Source organism: Streptomyces sp. CRN 30 (assembly GCF_034105845.1).
Genome location: NZ_JAVRHI010000256.1, coordinates 1 through 19,173, shown reverse-complemented (window position 1 = coordinate 19,173; position 19,173 = coordinate 1). Strand labels below are relative to the sequence as shown.

Below are 19,173 nucleotides of genomic sequence, written 5' to 3'. Positions count from 1 at the left end.
CTTGACGAACTCGTAGGCGCGGTCGATGTACGACAGCGACTGGAGCAGGTCGATGATGTAGATGCCGTTGCGCTCGGTGAAGATGAAGCGCTTCATCTTCGGGTTCCAGCGACGGGTCTGGTGACCGAAGTGGACGCCGCTCTCCAGCAGCTCCCGCATCGTGACGACGGCCATGGCCGTTCTCCTTGATTTTCTCGGTTGTGCCGCGGGTGCCGGACGGCACCCGCGCCTGACGCCCGCGGTGCGCCGAGCCACGAAGGACCGAGGGGCGCGAGTACGGGCCACGAAGTGGCCTCGTACCGGGGCGTGCGAAGTCGACCCGGTGGCCCGGGTCGCCATCAGAAGTGTACGGGACCCGCGGGGCACCGGGTGACGCCGCTGTCCACAACGGGCCGGTGGTCCACACCCCGCCGACGGGGGAGGCCCGCCCACGCCATGGTGTGCGCATGCGAGCCGAACGATGTACGCGCGTGGTCACGGTGCTGCTGCTGGGCGTGGCCCTCACACTCCTCGGCGTGTTCCCGCCGGGAACGACGGCCCGGGCAGGTGGGGGCGGAGCCGTTCCGGGCGCACCCGGGAGCGACCAGGCGGTCCCGGCCGTCGGGCGGGCCTGGCCCGTGGGGGACGCGGGCGCGCGGCCCCGAGTCGTACGGGGCTGGGAGCCGCCGACGACGCCGTACGGCCCGGGGCACCGGGGAGTGGACCTCGCGGCGGCTCCGGGCGCGCCGGTGCGAGCCGTCGTGGCGGGCCGGGTGTCGTTCGCCGGCCGGGTCGCGGGGCGCGGTGTGGTGTCGGTGGAACTGGCGGGTACGGGTGAGCCGCCCCTGCGGACCACCTACGGGCCGGTCCGGGCGGTGGCGGCCCGGGGCGACGAGGTGGCAGCCGGCGACGTGCTGGGGACCGTGGAGCCCGCGCCGGCCACGTCCCACTGCCCGTCGTCCTGCCTGCACTGGGGCCTGCTCAGAGCGGACGCCTACGTGAACCCGCTGTCCCTGCTGCCCCCGTGGCTGCTGCGCCGCGGACCGTCACGCCTGCTACCGGTGGCCGGGGTGCCGGAGCCTCGGACGTGACACAGCCGCGCGTGACACCGCCGGACGTGACACCGGCGGGCGGGCTCCAGCTCCCCGCACCGGCCGACGGGCGTCAGCCCCGCACGCCCCGCAGGGCCATCGTGACCGCCGCCTCGGTGATCAGTCCGGGTTCCTCCGCCGCGCCCAGCTCGATGCGCCGCACGGCCGCGTCGACCACGCCCTGGAGCAGCATCGCGGCCAGCCTCGGCTGCGCGTGCCCCATGGCGCCCAGCGCCTCGACGATCATGGCGACGAGTCCGCCGTGCGCGGCGCGGATCTTCTCCCGCGCCCCCTGGTCCAGCTCGCTCGCCGAGATGGCGACGACGGCCCGGTGCCGCCGGTCACCGACCAGCGCCAGCTGCCGCCGTACGTACGCCTCGACCTTGCCCTCGGCGGTGTCCGCCTCGGCCATGGCCGCCTCGACCTCGGCCGCCCAGACGGGGAAGTCGACCTCGCAGAGTTCCTCCACCACGGCGGCCCGTGAGCGGAAGTACTCGTACACGGACGAGCGCGCGAGCCCCGTGCGCTCGGCGAGCGCGGGGAACGTCAGCGCGTCCGTCCCGCCCTCGGACAGGAGTGATCGCGCCGCGTCCAGGAGGGCGGCACGCTGCATCGAACGGTGCTCGGCCACGGAGGCCGCTCGAATCCTTGGCACGTCAACCACTTTACGGACGGTTCACCGGCGGCGGGAGGCGCATGCCCCGACCCAACGGCGTCGAGCCGGGTCAACGGCCGAAACTCGCCAGCTTCGCGCGTAGCTGGAGCACGGACTTGGTGTGGATCTGGCTGACCCGGCTCTCGGTCACCCCGAGGACGTTGCCGATCTCCGCGAGCGTGAGGCCCTCGTAGTAGTACAGCGTGACGACGGTCTTCTCGCGCTCGGGCAGCGTGTTGATCGCCCGCGCCAGGAACCGCCGCAGCTCCCGGTCCTCGGCGACCTCCACGGGGTCGTCGGCGGCGGTGTCCTCCAGCGTGTCCATCAGGCTCAGCCGGTCACCGCCGTCACCCCCGACGTGCAGCAACTCCTCCAGCGCCACCACGTTCGCCAGCGAGAGCTGGCTGAACACCGCGTGCAGCTCGTCCACCGCGATGCCCATCTCGGCGGCCACCTCGCCCTCGGACGGGGTACGCCGCAGCCGCGCCTCCAGGGTCGCGTAGGCCCGCTCGACGTTGCGCGCCTTCTGCCGGACGGAGCGCGGGATCCAGTCCAGCGCCCGCAGCTCGTCGATCATCGCGCCACGGATCCTGGTGATCGCGTACGTCTCGAACTTGATCTCGCGGTCGAGGTCGAACTTCTCGATCGCGTCGATCAGCCCGAACACGCCGGACGACACGAAGTCCGCCTGCTCGACATTGGCCGGCAACCCCACGCTCACCCGGCCCGCGACGTACTTGACCAGCGGCGAGTAGTGCAGGATCAGCTGCTCACGCAGCTGCTCGTCACCCGTCGTCTTGTACGAGCGCCACAGCTCGTCGAGTGTCGCGGGGGCCGGAGGGCGCACCCCGACGCGGGCAGCGGGGGGAACTGCCGCCCGATCGGACCCGGAGGTGTGCTGGGGCATTCGTCGCCTTGTGCCGTTCTGCCGTGAACCGGTGATGCCTGCGCGAGGTGTCGGGGTGATGCCGAGTTGCCGCGTGCGTCGGAATTTCCCGTGAGCGTAGCGTGACTGGAGCGTCGCGGTGCGCGAAGGGGACGGGAACCCCCGTGCGCAGATTCGTTCCGCCGGGTGCGCCCCGGGGGCACGCCCCGCACCCTGCGCGGCCCTCACGGGATACCAACTCCCGCGGAGCGACCGGCTGTCGGAGCGGTCGCCCGGACGGCCGAACGCACCCGGTCAGCACTCCTCGCGATCCGATGAGACGGAGATCATGGCCTGGCGTGTCAACTTCCAGCCGTCGCCGTGTCGTTCGACGTAACCGAGCGATCGGAGCTCGTACAGTCTCCCGACCACGTCGTCGGCCGTCGTACCGGCGCCGTGGGCGATCTCCTCGACCGGTGCGGCCCGGCGGGCGGGAACCTCGGCGAGTACCCGGCGGGCACCGGGTTCGAGCAGGTCGCGCGGCAGCACCGGACCCCGGCGGTCGGGCGCCAGCTCCCCCATGTCCCCCACCAGCTCGGCGATCTCGGCGGCGTCGGAGACCAGCACGGCGTCGCCGCGCAGCAACTCGTGCACGCCCGCCGAGAGCGCGCTGGTCGCCGGTCCGGGGACACCCATCGTGAAGCGTCCCAGCCGCTGGGCCGCGCGCGCCGTGGCGAGCGCGCCGCTGCGGTACGCGGCCTCCACGACCACGGTGCCCCGGGTGAGCGCGGCGATGACCCTGTTCCTGAGGATGAACCGGCTGGGCGTGGGGTGCTCCCCCGGCGCCAGCTCCCCCACCACCAGCCCCTGGTCCGCGATCCTGCCGATCAGCTCGGTGTGCCCGCGGGGGTACGCCTGGTCCACCCCGCAGGCCAGCACGGCGACGGTGGCGCCGCCCGCGCCGAGGGCGCCGCGATGGGCGGCCGCGTCCACCCCGTAGGCTCCGCCCGACACGACGACCCAGCCCCGCTCGGCGAGGTCCGCGCCGAGCACGGCCGCCATGTGGGCCCCGTACTCGGTGCAGGCCCGGGCGCCCACGACGGCGACGGACCGCAGGGCCCACATCCGCAGGCTCGCCCGCCCCCGCACCCACAGCCCGAGGGGGCGCGCGTCCCCGAGGTCGTCCAGCTGCCCGGGCCACTCCCCGTCGCCGGGGCAGACGAACCGCGCGCCGAGCCGCTGCGCACGGGCGAGGTCACGCGCCGGATCGGCCCGTTCGGCACGGGCCCGCAGACCGGCCCACCGCTTCTCCGACACCCCGGGCAGCGGCCCGCCACCCCCGTGCGCCGCGCCGTGCCCGGTGAGCCGCCGGACCACCGCGCGGGCGCCGTGCTCCCGCAGCCACCGGCCGCCGAGTTCGTCCCCCGGTTCAACGACCCGGGCGAGGAAGATCCGGTCGAGCCGCTCGGCGAGGGGCACGCCCTGGTGCGGACCGCTCCCGGCCCCGGACTCCCCGCCGGGGGCCTGCCCGCCCGCGCCCGCCGTCCGGCTCATGACAGCGCTCCCAGCGCCATGGGCACCCCGCGGGAGACACCGGTCCGCAACTGCAGGGCGAGCGCGACGTCCACGGCGCCGGGACGGTCGTGCCCCAGGAGGTCCGCGACGGTCCAGGCGACCCGCAGCACCCGGTCGAGCCCGCGAGCGGTCAGCACACCGCGCTCCAGCCCGCGCTCGGCCTCGTCCATCGCCCCGGGCGCCGCGTGCCACCGGCTGCGCAGCTCCCTGCCGGGAAGCTCGCTGTTGGTCCGCCAGGGGGTGCCGGCCAGCCGCGACGCCGCCCGCTCCCTGGCCGCCCGGACCCGGTCGGCGACCACCGCCGTGGACTCGCCGCGCGCACCGCGCTCCGTCAGCTCCGCGCGCGTGACGCGGTCGGCCTCCACCCTCAGGTCCACCCGGTCGAGCAGGGGCCCGGAGAGCCGGGCCTGATAGCGGCGGACGGACGCGGGCGGGCAGTCGCACAGGTCCTCCTTCAGCGAGAACCGGCCGCACGGGCAGGGATTGGCGGCGAGGACCATGAGGAACCGCGCCGGGAACCGCACCACCCCCGCACTGCGGGCGATCACCACGTGCCCGCCCTCCAGAGGCTGGCGCAACGCGTCCAGCACCTGGCCGCTGAACTCGGGGGCCTCGTCCAGGAAGAGCACCCCGCGGTGGGCGAGCGACACCGCTCCCGGCCGTGCGATGCCCTGCCCGCCGCCGACGAGCGCCTGCATCGTGGCCGAGTGGTGGGGGGCGCAGTACGGCGGCGTGTCGACCAGCGGCTTCCCCGCGGGCAGCAGGCCCGCGACCGAGTGGACCGCCGTGACCTCCAGCGACTCCTGGCGGGTGAGGGCCGGCAGGACGGCCGGGAGCCGCTCGGCGAGCATGGTCTTGCCCGCACCCGGCGGGCCCTGCAGCAGCAGGTGGTGCCCGCCGGCCGCCGCGACCTCCACGGCGGTCCGGGCCGCGAGCTGCCCGACGACGTCGGCCAGGTCGTGCCCCTGGTCGTGCTGGGCCGCCCCCGCGCCGTGCATGCCCGTCGCGGCGCCCACACCGGGCATGCGCAGGCCCGCCAGCAGCGGGTCCGGGCGGCCGTCGTCCGGCTCTTCGTCGGGCACCGGCTCGTCCGTCAGGACGGCGACGAGCTGGCGCAGGGTCCGCACACCCAGGACGGACACCCCGGGCACCAGCGCAGCCTCCGCCGCCGCGCACTCCGGGACCACGACCTGCTCGTACCCCGCGTCGGCGGCGGCCAGCACGGCGGGCAGGATGCCGCGCACCGGCCGCACCCGGCCGTCGAGCCCCAACTCCCCGATCATCACGATGTCGGCGAGCGCCCTCGGATCGATCCGCTCGGCCGCGCCGAGGACGGCGCACGCCACGGCGAGGTCGAATCCGCTGCCCGCCTTGGGCACCGACGCGGGGCTGAGTCCGACGGTGAGCTTCTTCTGCGGCCACTCGGCGCCGGAGTTCACCACCGCCGCCCGCACCCGGTCCCGGCTCTCGGTCAGGCTCTTGTCCGGCAGCCCCACCAGAGCGAACGCCGCGACACCCGGCTCCAGGTCGGCCTGCACCTCCACCAGGACGCCCTCGACGCCCACCAGGGCCACCGCGCACGTACGGGCGAACCCCATCAGGCCGCCCCCCTGACGTGCTCCACGACGGGGGCACCGCGGTCGGGCAGCGACACGCCGATCACGTCGACGCGGACGCCGCCCGGCGGCGCTCCCCCGTGTTCCTGCAACCAGCGCTCCGCCAGGCCGCGCAGGCGTTCCGCCTTGACGGGCGTAACCGCGGCCATGGGGTGCTCGAACGATCCCGTCCTGCGGGTCTTGACCTCGCAGACGACCAGGGCGTCACCGTCGCGCGCCACGATGTCGATCTCTCCGGCCCGTCCGCAGCGCCAGTTGCGCTGCAGGACCGTCATCCCCGCCTCGGCCAGCCGCCGCGCGGCCAGCTCCTCGCCGTACCTGCCGAGCGCGCCGCGCGCCTTCGATGTGGTCATGTCGGCACCACCTCCGGCGCCCACACTGGCGACGGATCGGCCCGCTGTTGGATCTTGGTGGACAAGTCCGGGCATGTGCAGAACTCGCTCACCCATGCGAGTGAACGGCGCGCGCCCCACTTACGGACGCGCGCCCCGTGCCACCGCGGCCGCTCAGCCGCCCGGCAGTTCGAGATCGCTCTTGTTGAGCTCCTCGATGTTCACGTCCTTGAACGTGAGGACGCGTACCTGTTTCACGAACCGGGCCGGCCGGTACATGTCCCACACCCAGGCGTCCGCCATCGACACCTCGAAGAACACCTCACCCTGGACCGAGTGCACCTGCATCTCGTAGTCGTTGGTCAGATAGAAGCGCCGCTCGGTCTCGATCACGTATTTGAACAGACCGACGACGTCTCGGTACTCCCGGTAGAGCTTCAGCTCCATCTCGGTCTCGTACTTTTCGAGGTCCTCGGCGCTCATGGCATGTTCCCCTTCAGCCGTGCGTCCCCCTATTGTGCGTCAGTCCCGTGGGCCCCTAGACGATTTCCGTGTCGAGGATCTCGGGCCTGGCCGGAGGGCCTTCGTCGAGCAGCCTGCGCAGCAGCCCGGCGAGTCTGGTCGGATACACCGTCTCATGTGACCGGGTCAGTTCCTGGCACGTCCACCAGCGCGCTCCCGCGACGCTGCGTCGCTCCAGGTCGGTCAGGTTCAGCCCGGCACCCCCGGCCACGGCCTGGCTCGTACGGGCCAGGTAGTACCACTCGTCCTGGTCCCAGCGGCGTCCCGCGAACGGGAAGGAACACCTCCGCCGCCACAGCACCGGACCGAGCTCGACCTCGGTGATGCCGGTCTCCTCGGCGAGTTCCCGCAGGGCGGCCTCCTCCCGGGTCTCGCCGCCCTCCAGCCCGCCACCGGGCGTGAACCACCAGTCGTCCGCCGGATCGTCCGGCTCGTGCCCGTGCAGCAGCAGGATGCGCTGCCGCGGGTCGAGGAGGACCACCCGGGCCACCTTGCGCACGCCGTCGCCGGTCACTTCCGGAACCTCCTCGCACCCGCCGCCCCCAGACGCCTCCCGGGTGCCCTCGCCGCCCGGCCCACCGCCGGCCGCGTCCCCGGCCGGAAGGTCAGCGCGCATCGGCCGGCTCCGTACGGGCCGTGCGGTTGCGGCCGCCCAGGCGCTGGGCCACCAGTCCGTACGCCGCGCCCAGCAGGATCAGCACCGCGCCCGCCACGACGGCCGCCGTGACCGGCCGCAGCGGTCCGGGGGTGGAGAGCGGCCCGAGCACCTTGAAGCCGGTGGGGCGGGCCAGCATGCCGTCCAGAGGCCAGACGACGGCGTCGACCCGCGCGTCCACGGAGGCGCGCGGCACCGCGCCGCTGCCCGCCTCCGTGAGGTGCGCGGTGGAGTCCAAGGAGCCGCTGCGCTCGTCACCGAGGAGGAACAGCCGTCCCTCGGGGACCGTGATCTCCGGGATGCCCGTGGTCCCGGCGGCCTGCCCTTCGCGAAGGTACGGTTCTTCGATCTGCTCGCCGTTGACCGTCAGCCTGCCGTCCGTACAGCAGGCCACCGTGTCACCACCGACCGCGACGACCCGCTTGACCATGGGCATGTCCCCCCAGCTCCGCTGCCGGAAGACGACGACGTCGCCCCGCCGGACCTCGGCGCCGTCGACGCGCTCGGCCAGGATCCGGTCCCCGGCCACGATGCCGGGCGCCATCGAGTCGGTCGGCACGGTGTAGGGCCGGTAGACGAGCGCGCCCCAGGCGGCGCCACCGAGGAAGAGCACACAGCCGAGGGCCACGGCCAGCCCCGACAGCACGCTGCCGAGCCGCCCGCGGCCCTCGTCCGTCCGACGCGTCGTCCCGCTCATCCCAGTGCTCCCCGGTCACAGTCCCGACCTCCCCGCTCCGCGCCGGGCGCCCGGAAGATCGGCGATCTGGGACGGCACCCTACCCGGCGGTACCGCTGCCGGTAACCCTTCCGCTCCCGGCGGTGAGGAGGCGGCGCCGGCGCCAGAGGACCAGCGGCACCGCGCCCGCGAGACCGAGCGCACCGGGGGCCGCGGCGCCCAGGTTCTGGTCGAAGGCGTCGGGAACCGGCAGCGTGGCCCAGCGGGTGGGCGGCCAGGCGATCACGATGGCGCGGCCCACGACGTTGTCCACGGGGACGAAGCCCTCGTTCTTGTCGTTCTGGTGGTAGCGGGAGTCCAGCGAGTTCTGCCGGTGGTCGCCCATGACCCAGATCTTGCCTTCGGGCACCGTCACCTTGAACTGGCCACCGTGGTCGTCCATGGTGCACGGGGTGTTCCCGGCGTAGACGTACGACTCGTTCAACGCCTTCCCGTTGACTTTCAGCGGGCCCGTGCCCTCGCATTCGATGGTGTCGCCGCCGACGCCCACGACCCGCTTGATCAGGTCCTTCTCCTCCGAGGAGGGCATCAGGCCGATCCAGCTGAGGACCCGCTGCACGGGGTTGGGTTCGGGCGTGGGCTCACCGATGAGCCAGTCGGCGGGGTCGTTGAAGACGACGACCTCACCGCGCTCCGGTTCGGACCCGAACCACGGGGTGAGCTTGTCGACCAGGACCCGGTCGCCCTGCTGGAGGGTGTTCTGCATCGAGTCCGAAGGGATGGAGAACGCCTGCACCAGGAAGGTCTTGATCAGCAGCGCGAGGACGAGCGCGATACCGATCAGGAGCGGCAGCTCCTTCCAGAAGGACCGCTGCTTGTTCGCGGGCTCGCGCCCCTCCCCGTCGTCCTGGGCGGCCGCGGCCTGCGGGGTGTCCGCCCCGCCCGCCGCGTCCGGGGAGTCATTGCCGGTGCCGCCGGGAGGACCGCCCCGGCCACCGGGGTCTTCGGCGCTCCCGGAGCCCACGCCGTCCTGCGCGGCCGGGGAAGCAGCTGCGTCGGACCGCTCCGGTCGCTCCTCGGGGCCACCCTGTCCGGACCGTGAGCCGACCACCACGTCCCCCACATCCACTCCTCACGCCGTACCGCCGCCCGCTCCGTGTCCGGAGCAGGCCCACCACTCCCATAACGAGCGGGAGTTCCGCAGGGCTCGGGAGCGGGATCAATTCGTATCGATCCGCGGGGGCCACCTTATGCGAAGCCCCGGAAGCCGTAGCCGACGCGCTCGGCACGGATGTGTACGTGTCCTGCTGCTCCAGGCCGCTCCAGTGGGCGATCGGCCAGGCGATGACCACGGCACGGCCGACGACGGACTCCTCGGAGACGGTGCCGCTGAACGCCTCGGTGCGGTGGTAACGGGAGTCCGCGGAGTTGGCCCGGTGGTCGCCCATGACCCAGAGGCGGCCCGGGGGCACCGTCACCTCGAACTTGATCGTCGACGGCTCGTTGCCGGGGCGGACGTAGGCCTCGTCGATGGGGGTTCCGTTGACGGTGACACGTCCCTGGGCGTCGCAGCACCTGACGGTGTCGCCGCCGACCGCGACGACCCGCTTGATCAGGTCCCGTTCGTCGTCCGACGGCAGCAGGCCGATGAACTGCAGGCCCTCCTTGACCTGCTTGACCCCGACGGGATCCTCCTGCTGGACCGTCGTCTGGTCGTCCTCCAGCCAGCCGCCGGGGTCCTCGAACACGACGACGTCCCCCCGCTGCGGCTTGGAGCCGAACCACGGGGTGAGCTTGTCGACCAGGACCCGGTCGCCGATCTGGATCGTGTTCTCCATCGAGCCCGAGGGGATCACGAAGGCCTGTACGAGGAAGGTCTTCAGGACCAGGGCTATGAGGACGGCGACGCCCACGAGGAGGGGGATCTCCTTGAGGGCGGAGCGGCGCCGGCGCCGTTTGATCTTGCGGGCGAGCTTGCGCCGTTCGACCCGGCTGGGCCGCGCCGCGCCGCCGGCCCGCCGTGAACCGGTGGGCAGCAGGTTGTCGGCGGGCGTGCTCGCGGCCCCGCGCGGCTTGCCGCGGTTACCCATGGGCACCGTCCGCGGCGGGCACGCGCGCGTAGGCGTCGGGACGGTCGATCCCGGTCCAGCGGCCGAGCGGCCAGGCGATCCAGTCCGCCCTCCCGATCACCCGGTCCGCGGGCACCATGCCGCCGCCCGGGGAGCCCAGGTGGTCACGGGAGTCGCTGGAGGCGCTGCGGTGGTCGCCGAGCACGAACAGTGCCCCGTCGGGCACGACCACGTCGAACCGCACGTCCGACGGGCTGTCCCCCGGGTACAGGAACGCCGACTCGTCGACCGACCGGCCGTTCACCTCGAGCCTCCCCTCCCTGCCGCAGCAGACCACGTGGTCTCCCCCCACGCCGACGACGCGCTTGACGTAGTCGGCGTCCCCGAAGTAGCCGACGCCGTCGAAGACGACGACGTCACCCCGCTGCGGCTCAGAACCGAAACGGTACGCCAACTTATTTACGAGCACGCGGTCCCCGATCCTCAATCGGCTCTCCATGGAGCCACTGGGAATCTGGAACGGCTGGAGCACGAAGGTGCTGAGCAGAAGGAGGAACAGCAGGCAGACCAGTGCGGTCAGGGTGATTCGCCCGCCCGGGACCCGGTCGGCGATCCGGTCCGGCAACGCGAAACGCGACCGTCCGTCCGGCGCCCCCGATTCCGAGCCGGTCCCGGGGCCGTCCGAGGTGGCCTCGGCACTGCCCGGGTTCTCCTCGGAACCGGCCACCGCCGGCCCGGATGCATCCGGGCCGGTCTCGGCCTCAGGGGTGCGGATGGAGCGGTCGCGCTCCTCGTGCTGTGCTTCGGTGTCCATCGGAGCCGAATGTTATCCGGCCCGGCGGGGACACCTGAGCGTGCGCTCAGTTCTCGCGCTTCTCCTTGATCTTCGCGGCCTTGCCGCGCAGCTCACGGAGGTAGTACAGCTTGGCGCGACGCACGTCACCGCGGGTGACGAGCTCGATCTTCTCCACGATCGGGGTGTGCACCGGGAACGTGCGCTCGACGCCGACGGAGAACGAGACCTTGCGGACCGTGAAGGTCTCGCGGACACCGGCGCCCTGGCGGCGGATGACGACGCCCTTGAACTGCTGCACACGGGAGCGGTTGCCCTCGATGACGCGGACGTGGACGTTGACGGTGTCACCCGGGCGGAAGGCCGGGATGTCGTCGCGCAGCGACGCGGCGTCGACGGAGTCGAGCAGGTGAGACATTTCGTCTGCTTTCTTCGCTGATGCCACAGGTCATCAACGGCAACTAGAGGTGCGATGAGAGTGTTGCGCAGGTCGGGTCGGGCGTCGTTTCCCCCTGTGGCAGGGGCGCACACCGGACGGACGCACAACAACGCCCTATTCTTCCACGCCCTGGGTCCTGCGCCAAAATCGGCCGTGTGGCTCTCCCCCGGGGTCCGGGGCCCAGCCCAGGATCGAGAGCATCTCCCGGTCCTTCTTGTCGAACACCTCGGGGTCGCAGCGCTCGATCAGGTCGGGCCGGTGCACGGTGGTACGCCGCAGCGCCTCGTCCCGGCGCCAGCGTGCGATCTTCCCGTGGTGCCCGCTGAGCAGCACGTCGGGGATGCCGCGCCCGCGCCACTCGGGCGGCTTGGTGTAGACCGGCCCCTCCAGGAGGTTGGCCATGGCGCCGGGCGCGAAGGAGTCGTCCCGGTGCGACTCGGCGTTGCCGAGGACCCCGGGCAGCAGCCGGGCCACGGCCTCCGTGACGACCAGCACGGCTGCCTCTCCGCCAGCCAGGACGTAGTCGCCGATGGACACCTCGTACACGGGCATACGGGTGGCGTACTCGTCCACGACCCGGCGGTCGATGCCCTCGTACCGGGCCGGGGTGAAGATCAGCCAGGGCCGCTCGGAGAGCTCCACCGCGAGTTCCTGGGTGAAGGGGCGGCCGCTGGGCGTGGGCACCACGAGCGCCGGCTCGCGGGAGCCCGTCTCGTAGCCGTCGGCCAGGGCCGAGTCCAGCGCGTCGCCCCAGGGACCGGTCTTCATGACCATGCCGGGACCGCCGCCGTACGGGGTGTCGTCGACCGTGTTGTGCCGGTCGTACGTCCAGTCGCGCAGGTCGTGCACGTGCACCTGCAACTGTCCACGCGCGCGTGCCTTGCCGACGAGGGAGACGTTGAGGGGTTCCAGGTACTCGGGGAAGATCGTGACGACGTCGAGCCGCATCACGCGTCACCCTCCGAGGAGTCGCGGGACGAGGCCACCTCCGCGCGGTCGTCGATCAGGCCGGGCGGCGGATCGATCACCGCGCGCTGCTCCTCGAGGTCGATCTCCTTGACGATCTCCTCGACGAACGGCACGTAGACCTCGCTGCCGTCGGGGCGCTCCACCACGAAGAGGTCCTGCGAGGGCAGGTGGGAGATCTCGGTGATGCGGCCGACCTCCACGCCGTCCGCAGTCACCACGTCGAGGTCCATCAGCTGGTGGTCGTAGTACTCGTCCTCGCCCTCCGGCAGTTCCTCCGGGTCGACGTCGGCGATGAGCAGGGTGTTGCGCAGGGCCTCCGCGCCGGTGCGGTCGCGCACGCCCTCGAACCGCAGGAGCAGCCGCCCGCTGTGCACGCGGCCGGTCTCGATGGTCAGTGGCCCGGTCGGGGCCGGGTCGGTGGCCAGGACGGCGCCGGGTGCGAGCCGCAGTTCGGGCTCGTCGGTGCGTACCTCGACGGTGACCTCGCCCTTGATCCCGTGGGCGCGGCCGATGCGAGCGACTACCAGCTGCACTTGCTTGGTTCTCCTGATCTACGACGACGGGCCGGGGACGGCCCAGTGGCCCTCCCCGGCCCGTGCCGGTGCTGTGTCTGCGTCAGCGGACGTGGTCCACGTCGACGAGGTCGACACGGACACCGCGGCCACCGATGGCGCCCACGACGGTACGCAGGGCGCGTGCGGTGCGGCCGTTGCGGCCGATCACCTTGCCGAGGTCGTCGGGGTGGACCCGGACCTCCAGCACACGCCCGCGGCGCAGGTTGCGCGAGGCGACCTGCACATCGTCGGGGTTGTCGACGATGCCCTTCACGAGGTGCTCGAGAGCCTCCTCGAGCATGCTCAGGCCTCGGTCGACTCAGAGGACTCGGCGGCGGCCTCGTCCTTCTTGTCTGCCTTCTTCTTCTGGGTGATGGCCTCACCCTTGCCCTCGTCGTCGCCGCCGAGCGCCTCGAAGGACGGGCGGGTCGACTTGGGCTCGGCCACGAGCAGCGGCGCCGGGGCGGGCTCGCCCTTGAACTTCTGCCAGTCGCCGGTCTTCTTGAGGATGGCGAGCACGGGCTCGGTCGGCTGGGCGCCGACGCCGAGCCAGTACGCCACGCGCTCGGCGTCGACCTCCATCACCGACGGGTTGTACGTCGGGTGGTACTTGCCGATCTCCTCGATGGCCCGGCCGTCACGGCGGGTACGGGAGTCGGCGACGACAATGCGGTAGTGAGGCGAACGGATCTTGCCCAGACGCTTCAGCTTGATCTTGACTGCCACGGGAGTGGGTTCTCCTGGTTTTGACGTGGTTGGGCACGGCGAGGAAGCCGCGTGGGGTTGCGGTACCCGAGTGCCCGACGGACGCGTCAGCCGGAGGAGAGAGGGTTCCTGTGCGGCTGTCGAGTACAGCTAGCCATTGTGCCACATCCTGCGGACACCCCCGGCCGTGAGCCTCCGGGCGGGGCTCCCCGCACACGCCCCAAGGGCATCCGGGACCTCCGGATGCCCTCGACGGTACGTGGAGGGGTCGGCGCAACGGCTGTGCGCACGGCCGCCACGAGTGGCCGTGCGCACCCGCCCCGCCGTTCAGCCCGCCGCCGCGCCGACCACCTCGGGGATGCGGAACGGCTTGCCACACCCCCCGCACACGATCGGCGCCTGCGCCAGCACCGACGGGACGACGCGGACGTTGCGCCCGCAGTCGCAGACCGCCTTCACCCGGACGCCACCCCCGGAGGAGCCGTGCCGGGCGGCCGGGCCGCGGAACGAACGGGCGGTGTCGGCCGAGGTCGCGGCGGAGTGCGCCTTCAGCGCGCGCTGAAGGCGCTCGATCGTCGGGCGGTAGCGCCGCTTCGCCTCGGGGTCGAGCGTGACCAGTGAGAAACCGCTACTGGGGTGCGGTTCCTCGGGGTGGTCCAGGCCCAGCTCCTCGGCGATCGCGAGGAATCTGCGGTTGTGGTAGCGGCCGGCGCGAGAGGTGTCACGCACCCCGCGCGCGGCGGCGATGCCGTGGACTGCCTCGTGCAGCAGTCGCTCGAAGGAGAGCTCGTGCCCGCACGCGGACGACGACTCCCCGATCAGGGACTCAGGGGCGGCTAGATCCGGCAGCTCGGGGTGGTGCCGTTGAATGTCGGCCCACGCCTGCGCCAGTTCAGCGGCGAGTACAGGTGGTGTCGTGCTCACGTAATGACAACGAGCCTGAGTCCCGCTGTGTTCCTATTCCGGGGCATCCCAAATAATTTGCACGTACCCGTCAGTTGCCGCTGATGCGTCCTGACGAGGGCGGGTGCGCTGATCTGCGGAGAAGCCTCACAGCTCGCCCCAAGGCGGTACGTAGCGGCACGTACGTCCGGTGCTTACACGGCCCCGCGAGCCGGCGGTGGCCGACGCGGCCGACCGCGCAAGGGGCGTTTCGGCCGTACCCGCGACGGAAGAGGCCACTTGAGTGAGCGCGTCCGACGACGGTGACGTTACCCGGTGCGCCACCGGCCTGCCGCACCGGCCCCGCCGGAGCGTCGGAACGGATGCCCCGCGATGGCGCGATGACACGGGTCCACGTTGCCGGAATGTGAATTCTCACTACCTTCGAACACATACGCAGGCACTTCGCAAACCCGGCCCCACAGCCCCTGGACGCCGCGACGGGCACGGAGTTTCCTGGCATACGGGGGAAGTGCGAGCGCACTGCACGGGGGCTACGCAACAGGACACAGTGGTAACTCTCGGCGGATTGGGGCGCTTTCGATATGACACCTACGCTCGTGCGACAGCATCTGCCTCGCGCAGGGGCTGCGCCCCGCGTGGACCAGGGTGCACGCGCGCGTGACTGGGCCGAGATCCAGGAGCGGATGCTGGTTCCGCTCTACGAGGCCGTCTACGACCGGCTGGAGGTGGGGTCCGGCACCCGGCTGCTCGGGCTCGGCTGCGGATCGGGGCTCGCACTGCTGATGGCGACCTCCCGCGGGGCCGCGGTCACCGGTGTCGACGCGTCGTCCCCCGAGCGGGTGGCGCTCGCCCGGAAGCGGCTGCTTCCCGAGGCGTGGGGCACGCGCGCGCGTGCCGACTGCCGCGTCTTCGACGGCGCCCTGGAAAACCTGGCCGGTGCCCCCGGCGAACGCCCGTACAACCTCGTGACCGCCTTCGAGCCGATCGGCTGTGTGGCCGGCGACTCCGAGGGGCTGGGCGAGGCGCTCGCCGCGGCGGCCCCGCTCGCCGGTCACGGCACGCCGGTGGTGCTGGTGGGCTGGGGTCCGCCGGAGCGGTGCGTCGCCTCGTCGGTGCTCCGCGTCGCCACGAAACTGTCCGAACCGCTGCGGAGCGCGGGGAGTTGGCGGCCCGCCCTGCGGGACGACCTGGAGGAGGTCGCCCAGCGCGCCGGACTGCGCCCCGACGGCTCGGGGCGGGTGGCGTGCCCCTTCGGCTACGCGGACGTGGACAGCGCGGTACGGGGACTGCTGTCCACGGGACTGTTCGACGCGGCCGTCACGGCCACCGACCAGGCCCAGGTCGACAAGGAGCTGACCGAGGCCCTGCACGCCCACAAGCGGCCCGACGGCACGGTGTGGATGCCGAACGTCTTCCGGTACCTGATCGCGCGGACCCGCTGAGGGGCACCCGCGCACACGGCCTCCCCGGCCTCCGCCCGGGGCGCCCCCCGGCGCCGGGGCCGGGTTCCGCCACGCGTCGCGCCACCGGGCCGTCCCGGCAGCCCGTACCGGGACGCGCACGGCGCGACACGTGAGGTACGGCGCCGGGGGTGCCCCCGGCGTCGTACGTGTGCGAGACTCGCGGCCGTCGACCCGGCGCCCGTCAGCCCATGAACTTCTTGAACTCGTCCGGCAGTTCGAAGTCCTGGCCGCCCTGCTGGCCCGGCAGGCCGAACGCGCCGCCCGGGGCGCCGCCCTGCGCGGCGGCGGCACGGCGGGCGGCCTCGTCCTGCTCCTGCTGCTTGCGCTTCATCGGGTTGCCGGAGCGCTGCTTGCCCTTGGCCTTCTTCGGCTGCTTCTTGGTGCGGCCAGCACCACCGCCCATGCCCGGCATCCCGGGCATCCCCGGCATGCCGCCGCCCTGCGCCATGCGGGACATCATCTTGCGGGCCTCGAAGAACCGCTCCACCAGGCCCTTCACGGCACTGACCTCGACACCGGAACCCTTGGCGATACGCGCCCGCCGCGAGCCGTTGATGATGGTCGGGTCCTGGCGCTCGCCCGGGGTCATCGACTTGATGATGGCGGCCGTCCGGTCGACGTCCCGCTCGTCGATGTCGTTGATCTGGTCCTTGATCTGGCCCATCCCCGGCAGCATGCCGAGCAGCTTGGAGATGGAGCCCATCTTCCTGACCTGCTCCATCTGGGCCAGGAAGTCGTCCAGGGTGAAGTCCTGGCCCTTCTTGGACGCCAGCTTGGAGGCCATCTTCTCGGCCTCTTCCTGGCTGAACGTCTTCTCCGCCTGCTCGATCAGGGTGAGCAGGTCACCCATGTCGAGGATGCGGGAGGCCATCCGGTCAGGGTGGAAGGCGTCGAAGTCGTCGAGCTTCTCGCCGTTCGACGCGAACATGATCGGCTTGCCGGTGACCGACGCGATCGACAGGGCGGCGCCACCGCGGGCGTCACCGTCGAGCTTGGACAGCACCACACCGTCGAAGCCGACGCCGTCGCGGAAGGCCTCGGCCGTGTTGACCGCGTCCTGACCGATCATCGCGTCGACGACGAACAGGATCTCGTCGGGCGAGACCGCGTCGCGGATGTCCGCGGCCTGCTGCATCAGCTCCTGGTCGATGCCGAGGCGGCCGGCGGTGTCCACGATGACGATGTCGTGCACCCGGGACTTCGCGTGCTCCACGGAGTCCTTGGCGACCTTGACCGGGTCGCCGACGCCGTTGCCCGGCTCCGGCGCGTACACCGCGACGCCCGCGCGCTCGGCGACCACGCTGAGCTGGTTGACCGCGTTGGGGCGCTGGAGGTCGGCGGCGACCAGCAGCGGCGAGTGGCCCTGCCCCTGGAGCCACTTGCCGAGCTTGCCCGCGAGGGTGGTCTTACCCGCACCCTGCAGACCCGCGAGCATGATCACGGTCGGGGGCTGCTTGGCGAAGCGCAGCCGGCGGGTCTCACCGCCGAGGATGGTGACCAGTTCCTCGTTGACGATCTTGAGGACCTGCTGGGCGGGGTTGAGGGCCTTGGAGACCTCGGCCCCGAGGGCCCGCTCCTTCACGCTCTTGATGAACGCGCGGACCACCGGGAGGGCGACGTCGGCTTCGAGCAGCGCGATACGGATCTCGCGTGCCGTGGCGTCGATGTCCGCCTCACTGAGCCTGCCCTTGCCGCGCAGGTTCTTGAAAGTCGCTGAAAGGCGATCGGAGAGGGTATCGAACACGGCGACGTCGGTCCTCAGGAGTCGGGGGCGTTTCGGGCTGCCCTCCAGGGTATCCGGCCCCGCAAGCGATTCGTCCCCGCCCGCCGGGCACAGCGGGAGGGGGCCGGGAAGCCCGGAGTCATCTCCACGGGACCTCCGGGCCGTTCAGGGGGGGGCCGCGCACGTCACCCCCGCAACATCTCCTCCAGCTTCCGCGCCACCGAGGCCGCCTCCTCCCCCGGCAGCGGCACCCCCTCGTCCCCGGTGACGTAGAAGGCGTCCACCGCGTTCGCGCCCAGCGTCGACACATGGGCGCTGCGCACCCGTACGTCCGCCTCCTCCAGTGCCCGCCCGATGCGGTGCAGCAGCCCGGGCCGGTCCTGGGCGCGGACCTCGATGACCGTGGCGTGCCGGGAGGCGGCCGGGGCGACCGTCACCCGGGGCGGCGGGGCCACGACGCCCCGGCGCCGCGGATAGGCCGCGTCGCGCTCGGCCAGGCGCCCGGCGATGTCCAGCGAGCCGTCCAGGGCCCGCACCAGGTCCGCGCGGAGCCGGGCGGCCTGCGGCAGGGAGCCGTACTCCGCCGCCACGCGCCAGTTCAGCAGCAGTACGGATCCCTCGACGCCGTCCGGCAGGTCCAGGGCCCGCAGTTCGGCCGTGCGGACGGTGAGCCGGTGCACGGCCAGGACACCGGCCACCGCGGGCAGTACGCCGGGCTGGTCCGGTACCGCGATGAGCAGTTCGACCCCGAGGGGCTCGGGCCCGCCCGGCTGTTCCTCCTCACGCTCCCCCGGCGGCTCCCTGCGGGCGTGCAGGGCCAGTACGGGACCGCCCGTGCGGAACGCCTCCATGGCGAGCCGTTCCTGCTCGGCCGTAGAAGGCGCTGCGGCCCGCGGCTCCTCGGGAGCGTCGCCCGAGAGCATGGCCGCGACCCGTTTCACCAGGTCGGCGACGAGCGAGGCGCGCCAGGAGGACCAGGCCGCGGGCCCGGTGGCCAGCGCGTCCGCCTCGGTCAGGGCGTGCAGCAGTTCCAGGGTGCCCGGGGAGCCGACCGCCTCGGCGACGGAGCGGACCGTCGCCGGGTCGTCCAGGTCCCGGCGGGTGGCCGTCTCCACGAGCAGCAGGTGGTGGCGGACGAGCGTGGCGAGCACGCTCACGTCCTCGCGGTCGAAACCGATCCGGGCGGCCGCGTCCTTGACGATGATCTCGCCGGCGACGGAGTGGTCGCCGGGCCAGCCTTTGCCGATGTCGTGCAGCAGGGCCGCGACCAGGAGGAGGTCGGGGCGGTGGACGCGGCGGGTGAACTCGGAGGCCCGTACCGCGGTCTCGATGAGGTGGCGGTCGACGGTCCACAGGTGCACGGCGTTGCGCTGGGGGCGGCAGCGCACCCGTTCCCAGTCGGGCAGCAGCCGGGTGATCAGACCCTCGGCCTCCAGCGCCTCCCAGACGTCCACGGTGGGCCGGCCCGAGCCGAGCAGGGTGACCAGCTGCTCGCGGGCCTCCGCGGGCCAGGGCGTGGGCAGTGGCCGGGCGGCGGCCGCGATGCGGCGCACCGCGTGCAGCGAGAGCGGCAGGCCCGCCTGGGC

The 19,173-nt window shown here is 72.6% G+C and carries 22 protein-coding genes; 2 read left to right on the top strand and 20 right to left on the bottom strand.

What is annotated here, in order from left to right; translation table 11 throughout:
* Window positions 1–174: 30S ribosomal protein S2 (rpsB, locus tag UW392_RS26690; RefSeq protein WP_320777676.1), on the bottom strand; the 174-nt coding region annotated here is incomplete at its 3' end.
* Window positions 175–446: 272 nt separating this feature from the next.
* Between rpsB and UW392_RS26685 the strand changes: the two genes are divergently transcribed.
* A complete protein-coding gene (locus UW392_RS26685; protein WP_320777674.1) occupies window positions 447–1,070 on the top strand; it encodes a M23 family metallopeptidase in 624 nt (207 codons plus the stop codon).
* 73 nt (window positions 1,071–1,143) lie between these two features.
* Here the strand turns inward: UW392_RS26685 and UW392_RS26680 are convergent, their stop codons facing one another.
* The 17 genes from UW392_RS26680 to UW392_RS26600 form a co-directional block, all read right to left on the bottom strand.
* Window positions 1,144–1,701: a helix-turn-helix domain-containing protein gene (locus UW392_RS26680; RefSeq protein WP_320777675.1), complete on the bottom strand. Its 558-nt coding sequence runs from the start codon at window positions 1,699–1,701 to the stop codon at window positions 1,144–1,146.
* Window positions 1,702–1,795: 94 nt separating this feature from the next.
* Window positions 1,796–2,632 (bottom strand): RNA polymerase sigma factor WhiG, encoded by an 837-nt coding sequence (gene whiG, locus UW392_RS26675; protein ID WP_320777673.1) that lies wholly within the window; start codon window positions 2,630–2,632, stop codon window positions 1,796–1,798.
* Window positions 2,633–2,905: 273 nt separating this feature from the next.
* Entirely contained in the window at window positions 2,906–4,144 is a 1,239-nt protein-coding gene (gene dprA / locus UW392_RS26670; protein WP_320777672.1) for a DNA-processing protein DprA, read from the bottom strand.
* Complete coding sequence (locus UW392_RS26665) at window positions 4,141–5,763, bottom strand: YifB family Mg chelatase-like AAA ATPase (RefSeq protein ID WP_320777671.1); 1,623 nt, start codon at window positions 5,761–5,763, stop codon at window positions 4,141–4,143. Before UW392_RS26665 ends, dprA begins: the two co-directional genes overlap by 4 nt.
* Complete coding sequence (locus UW392_RS26660; protein WP_320777670.1) at window positions 5,763–6,134, bottom strand: YraN family protein; 372 nt, start codon at window positions 6,132–6,134, stop codon at window positions 5,763–5,765. Before UW392_RS26660 ends, UW392_RS26665 begins: the two co-directional genes overlap by 1 nt.
* A 153-nt stretch (window positions 6,135–6,287) precedes the next feature.
* A complete protein-coding gene (locus UW392_RS26655) occupies window positions 6,288–6,596 on the bottom strand; it encodes a DUF2469 domain-containing protein (protein WP_003965949.1) in 309 nt (102 codons plus the stop codon).
* 55 nt (window positions 6,597–6,651) lie between these two features.
* Window positions 6,652–7,251, bottom strand: a complete 600-nt coding sequence (locus UW392_RS26650; RefSeq protein ID WP_320777669.1) for an NUDIX hydrolase — start codon at window positions 7,249–7,251, stop codon at window positions 6,652–6,654.
* Window positions 7,241–7,987 (bottom strand): signal peptidase I, encoded by a 747-nt coding sequence (gene lepB, locus UW392_RS26645; RefSeq protein ID WP_320777668.1) that lies wholly within the window; start codon window positions 7,985–7,987, stop codon window positions 7,241–7,243. Before lepB (UW392_RS26645) ends, UW392_RS26650 begins: the two co-directional genes overlap by 11 nt.
* A 79-nt stretch (window positions 7,988–8,066) precedes the next feature.
* Window positions 8,067–8,990 (bottom strand): signal peptidase I, encoded by a 924-nt coding sequence (gene lepB, locus UW392_RS26640; RefSeq protein WP_320777667.1) that lies wholly within the window; start codon window positions 8,988–8,990, stop codon window positions 8,067–8,069.
* Window positions 8,926–10,056, bottom strand: a complete 1,131-nt coding sequence (gene lepB, locus UW392_RS26635; protein ID WP_320777666.1) for a signal peptidase I — start codon at window positions 10,054–10,056, stop codon at window positions 8,926–8,928. The genes lepB (UW392_RS26640) and lepB (UW392_RS26635) overlap by 65 nt, the downstream gene beginning before the upstream one ends.
* Complete coding sequence (lepB, locus tag UW392_RS26630; RefSeq protein ID WP_320777665.1) at window positions 10,049–10,849, bottom strand: signal peptidase I; 801 nt, start codon at window positions 10,847–10,849, stop codon at window positions 10,049–10,051. The genes lepB (UW392_RS26635) and lepB (UW392_RS26630) overlap by 8 nt, the downstream gene beginning before the upstream one ends.
* A 46-nt stretch (window positions 10,850–10,895) precedes the next feature.
* Window positions 10,896–11,246 (bottom strand): 50S ribosomal protein L19, encoded by a 351-nt coding sequence (rplS, locus tag UW392_RS26625; protein ID WP_189218793.1) that lies wholly within the window; start codon window positions 11,244–11,246, stop codon window positions 10,896–10,898.
* Between the two features lie 135 nt (window positions 11,247–11,381).
* Complete coding sequence (gene trmD / locus UW392_RS26620) at window positions 11,382–12,215, bottom strand: tRNA (guanosine(37)-N1)-methyltransferase TrmD (protein ID WP_320777664.1); 834 nt, start codon at window positions 12,213–12,215, stop codon at window positions 11,382–11,384.
* Window positions 12,215–12,769 (bottom strand): ribosome maturation factor RimM, encoded by a 555-nt coding sequence (gene rimM / locus UW392_RS26615; protein ID WP_320777663.1) that lies wholly within the window; start codon window positions 12,767–12,769, stop codon window positions 12,215–12,217. The genes trmD and rimM overlap by 1 nt, the downstream gene beginning before the upstream one ends.
* An 82-nt stretch (window positions 12,770–12,851) precedes the next feature.
* Window positions 12,852–13,091, bottom strand: coding sequence for an RNA-binding protein (locus tag UW392_RS26610; protein ID WP_003973401.1), 240 nt, complete (start codon window positions 13,089–13,091; stop codon window positions 12,852–12,854).
* A 2-nt stretch (window positions 13,092–13,093) separates the two neighbouring features.
* Window positions 13,094–13,516: a 30S ribosomal protein S16 gene (gene rpsP, locus UW392_RS26605; protein WP_189218790.1), complete on the bottom strand. Its 423-nt coding sequence runs from the start codon at window positions 13,514–13,516 to the stop codon at window positions 13,094–13,096.
* 306 nt (window positions 13,517–13,822) lie between these two features.
* The gene (locus UW392_RS26600) at window positions 13,823–14,419 is read right to left on the bottom strand and encodes a hypothetical protein (RefSeq protein ID WP_320777662.1); all 597 of its coding nucleotides are present in this window, start codon (window positions 14,417–14,419) and stop codon (window positions 13,823–13,825) included.
* 563 nt (window positions 14,420–14,982) lie between these two features.
* On the opposite strand from UW392_RS26600, the gene UW392_RS26595 reads away from it, so the two are divergent.
* On the top strand, window positions 14,983–15,843 hold the full coding sequence (locus tag UW392_RS26595; protein ID WP_320777661.1) for an SAM-dependent methyltransferase: 861 nt from the start codon (window positions 14,983–14,985) through the stop codon (window positions 15,841–15,843).
* Between the two features lie 202 nt (window positions 15,844–16,045).
* Here UW392_RS26595 and ffh read toward each other — a convergent pair whose 3' ends face one another.
* On the bottom strand, window positions 16,046–17,608 hold the full coding sequence (gene ffh, locus UW392_RS26590) for a signal recognition particle protein (RefSeq protein WP_320777660.1): 1,563 nt from the start codon (window positions 17,606–17,608) through the stop codon (window positions 16,046–16,048).
* Window positions 17,609–17,772: 164 nt separating this feature from the next.
* Window positions 17,773–19,173: ACT domain-containing protein (locus UW392_RS26585; protein WP_320777659.1), on the bottom strand; the 1,401-nt coding region annotated here is incomplete at its 5' end.

Excerpts from the sequence above, each read along its gene's own strand:
- UW392_RS26685 (WP_320777674.1), top strand. The coding sequence starts at position 447 with ATGCGAGCCGAACGATGTACGCGCGTGGTCACGGTGCTGCTGCTGGGC.
- whiG (WP_320777673.1), bottom strand. The coding sequence starts at position 2,632 with ATGCCCCAGCACACCTCCGGGTCCGATCGGGCGGCAGTTCCCCCCGCT.
- dprA (WP_320777672.1), bottom strand. The coding sequence starts at position 4,144 with ATGAGCCGGACGGCGGGCGCGGGCGGGCAGGCCCCCGGCGGGGAGTCC.
- UW392_RS26665 (WP_320777671.1), bottom strand. The coding sequence starts at position 5,763 with ATGGGGTTCGCCCGTACGTGCGCGGTGGCCCTGGTGGGCGTCGAGGGC.
- UW392_RS26660 (WP_320777670.1), bottom strand. The coding sequence starts at position 6,134 with ATGACCACATCGAAGGCGCGCGGCGCGCTCGGCAGGTACGGCGAGGAG.
- UW392_RS26655 (WP_003965949.1), bottom strand. The coding sequence starts at position 6,596 with ATGAGCGCCGAGGACCTCGAAAAGTACGAGACCGAGATGGAGCTGAAG.
- UW392_RS26650 (WP_320777669.1), bottom strand. The coding sequence starts at position 7,251 with ATGCGCGCTGACCTTCCGGCCGGGGACGCGGCCGGCGGTGGGCCGGGC.
- lepB (WP_320777668.1), bottom strand. The coding sequence starts at position 7,987 with ATGAGCGGGACGACGCGTCGGACGGACGAGGGCCGCGGGCGGCTCGGC.
- lepB (WP_320777666.1), bottom strand. The coding sequence starts at position 10,056 with ATGGGTAACCGCGGCAAGCCGCGCGGGGCCGCGAGCACGCCCGCCGAC.
- lepB (WP_320777665.1), bottom strand. The coding sequence starts at position 10,849 with ATGGACACCGAAGCACAGCACGAGGAGCGCGACCGCTCCATCCGCACC.
- rplS (WP_189218793.1), bottom strand. The coding sequence starts at position 11,246 with ATGTCTCACCTGCTCGACTCCGTCGACGCCGCGTCGCTGCGCGACGAC.
- trmD (WP_320777664.1), bottom strand. The coding sequence starts at position 12,215 with ATGCGGCTCGACGTCGTCACGATCTTCCCCGAGTACCTGGAACCCCTC.
- UW392_RS26610 (WP_003973401.1), bottom strand. The coding sequence starts at position 13,091 with ATGCTCGAGGAGGCTCTCGAGCACCTCGTGAAGGGCATCGTCGACAAC.
- UW392_RS26595 (WP_320777661.1), top strand. The coding sequence starts at position 14,983 with ATGACACCTACGCTCGTGCGACAGCATCTGCCTCGCGCAGGGGCTGCG.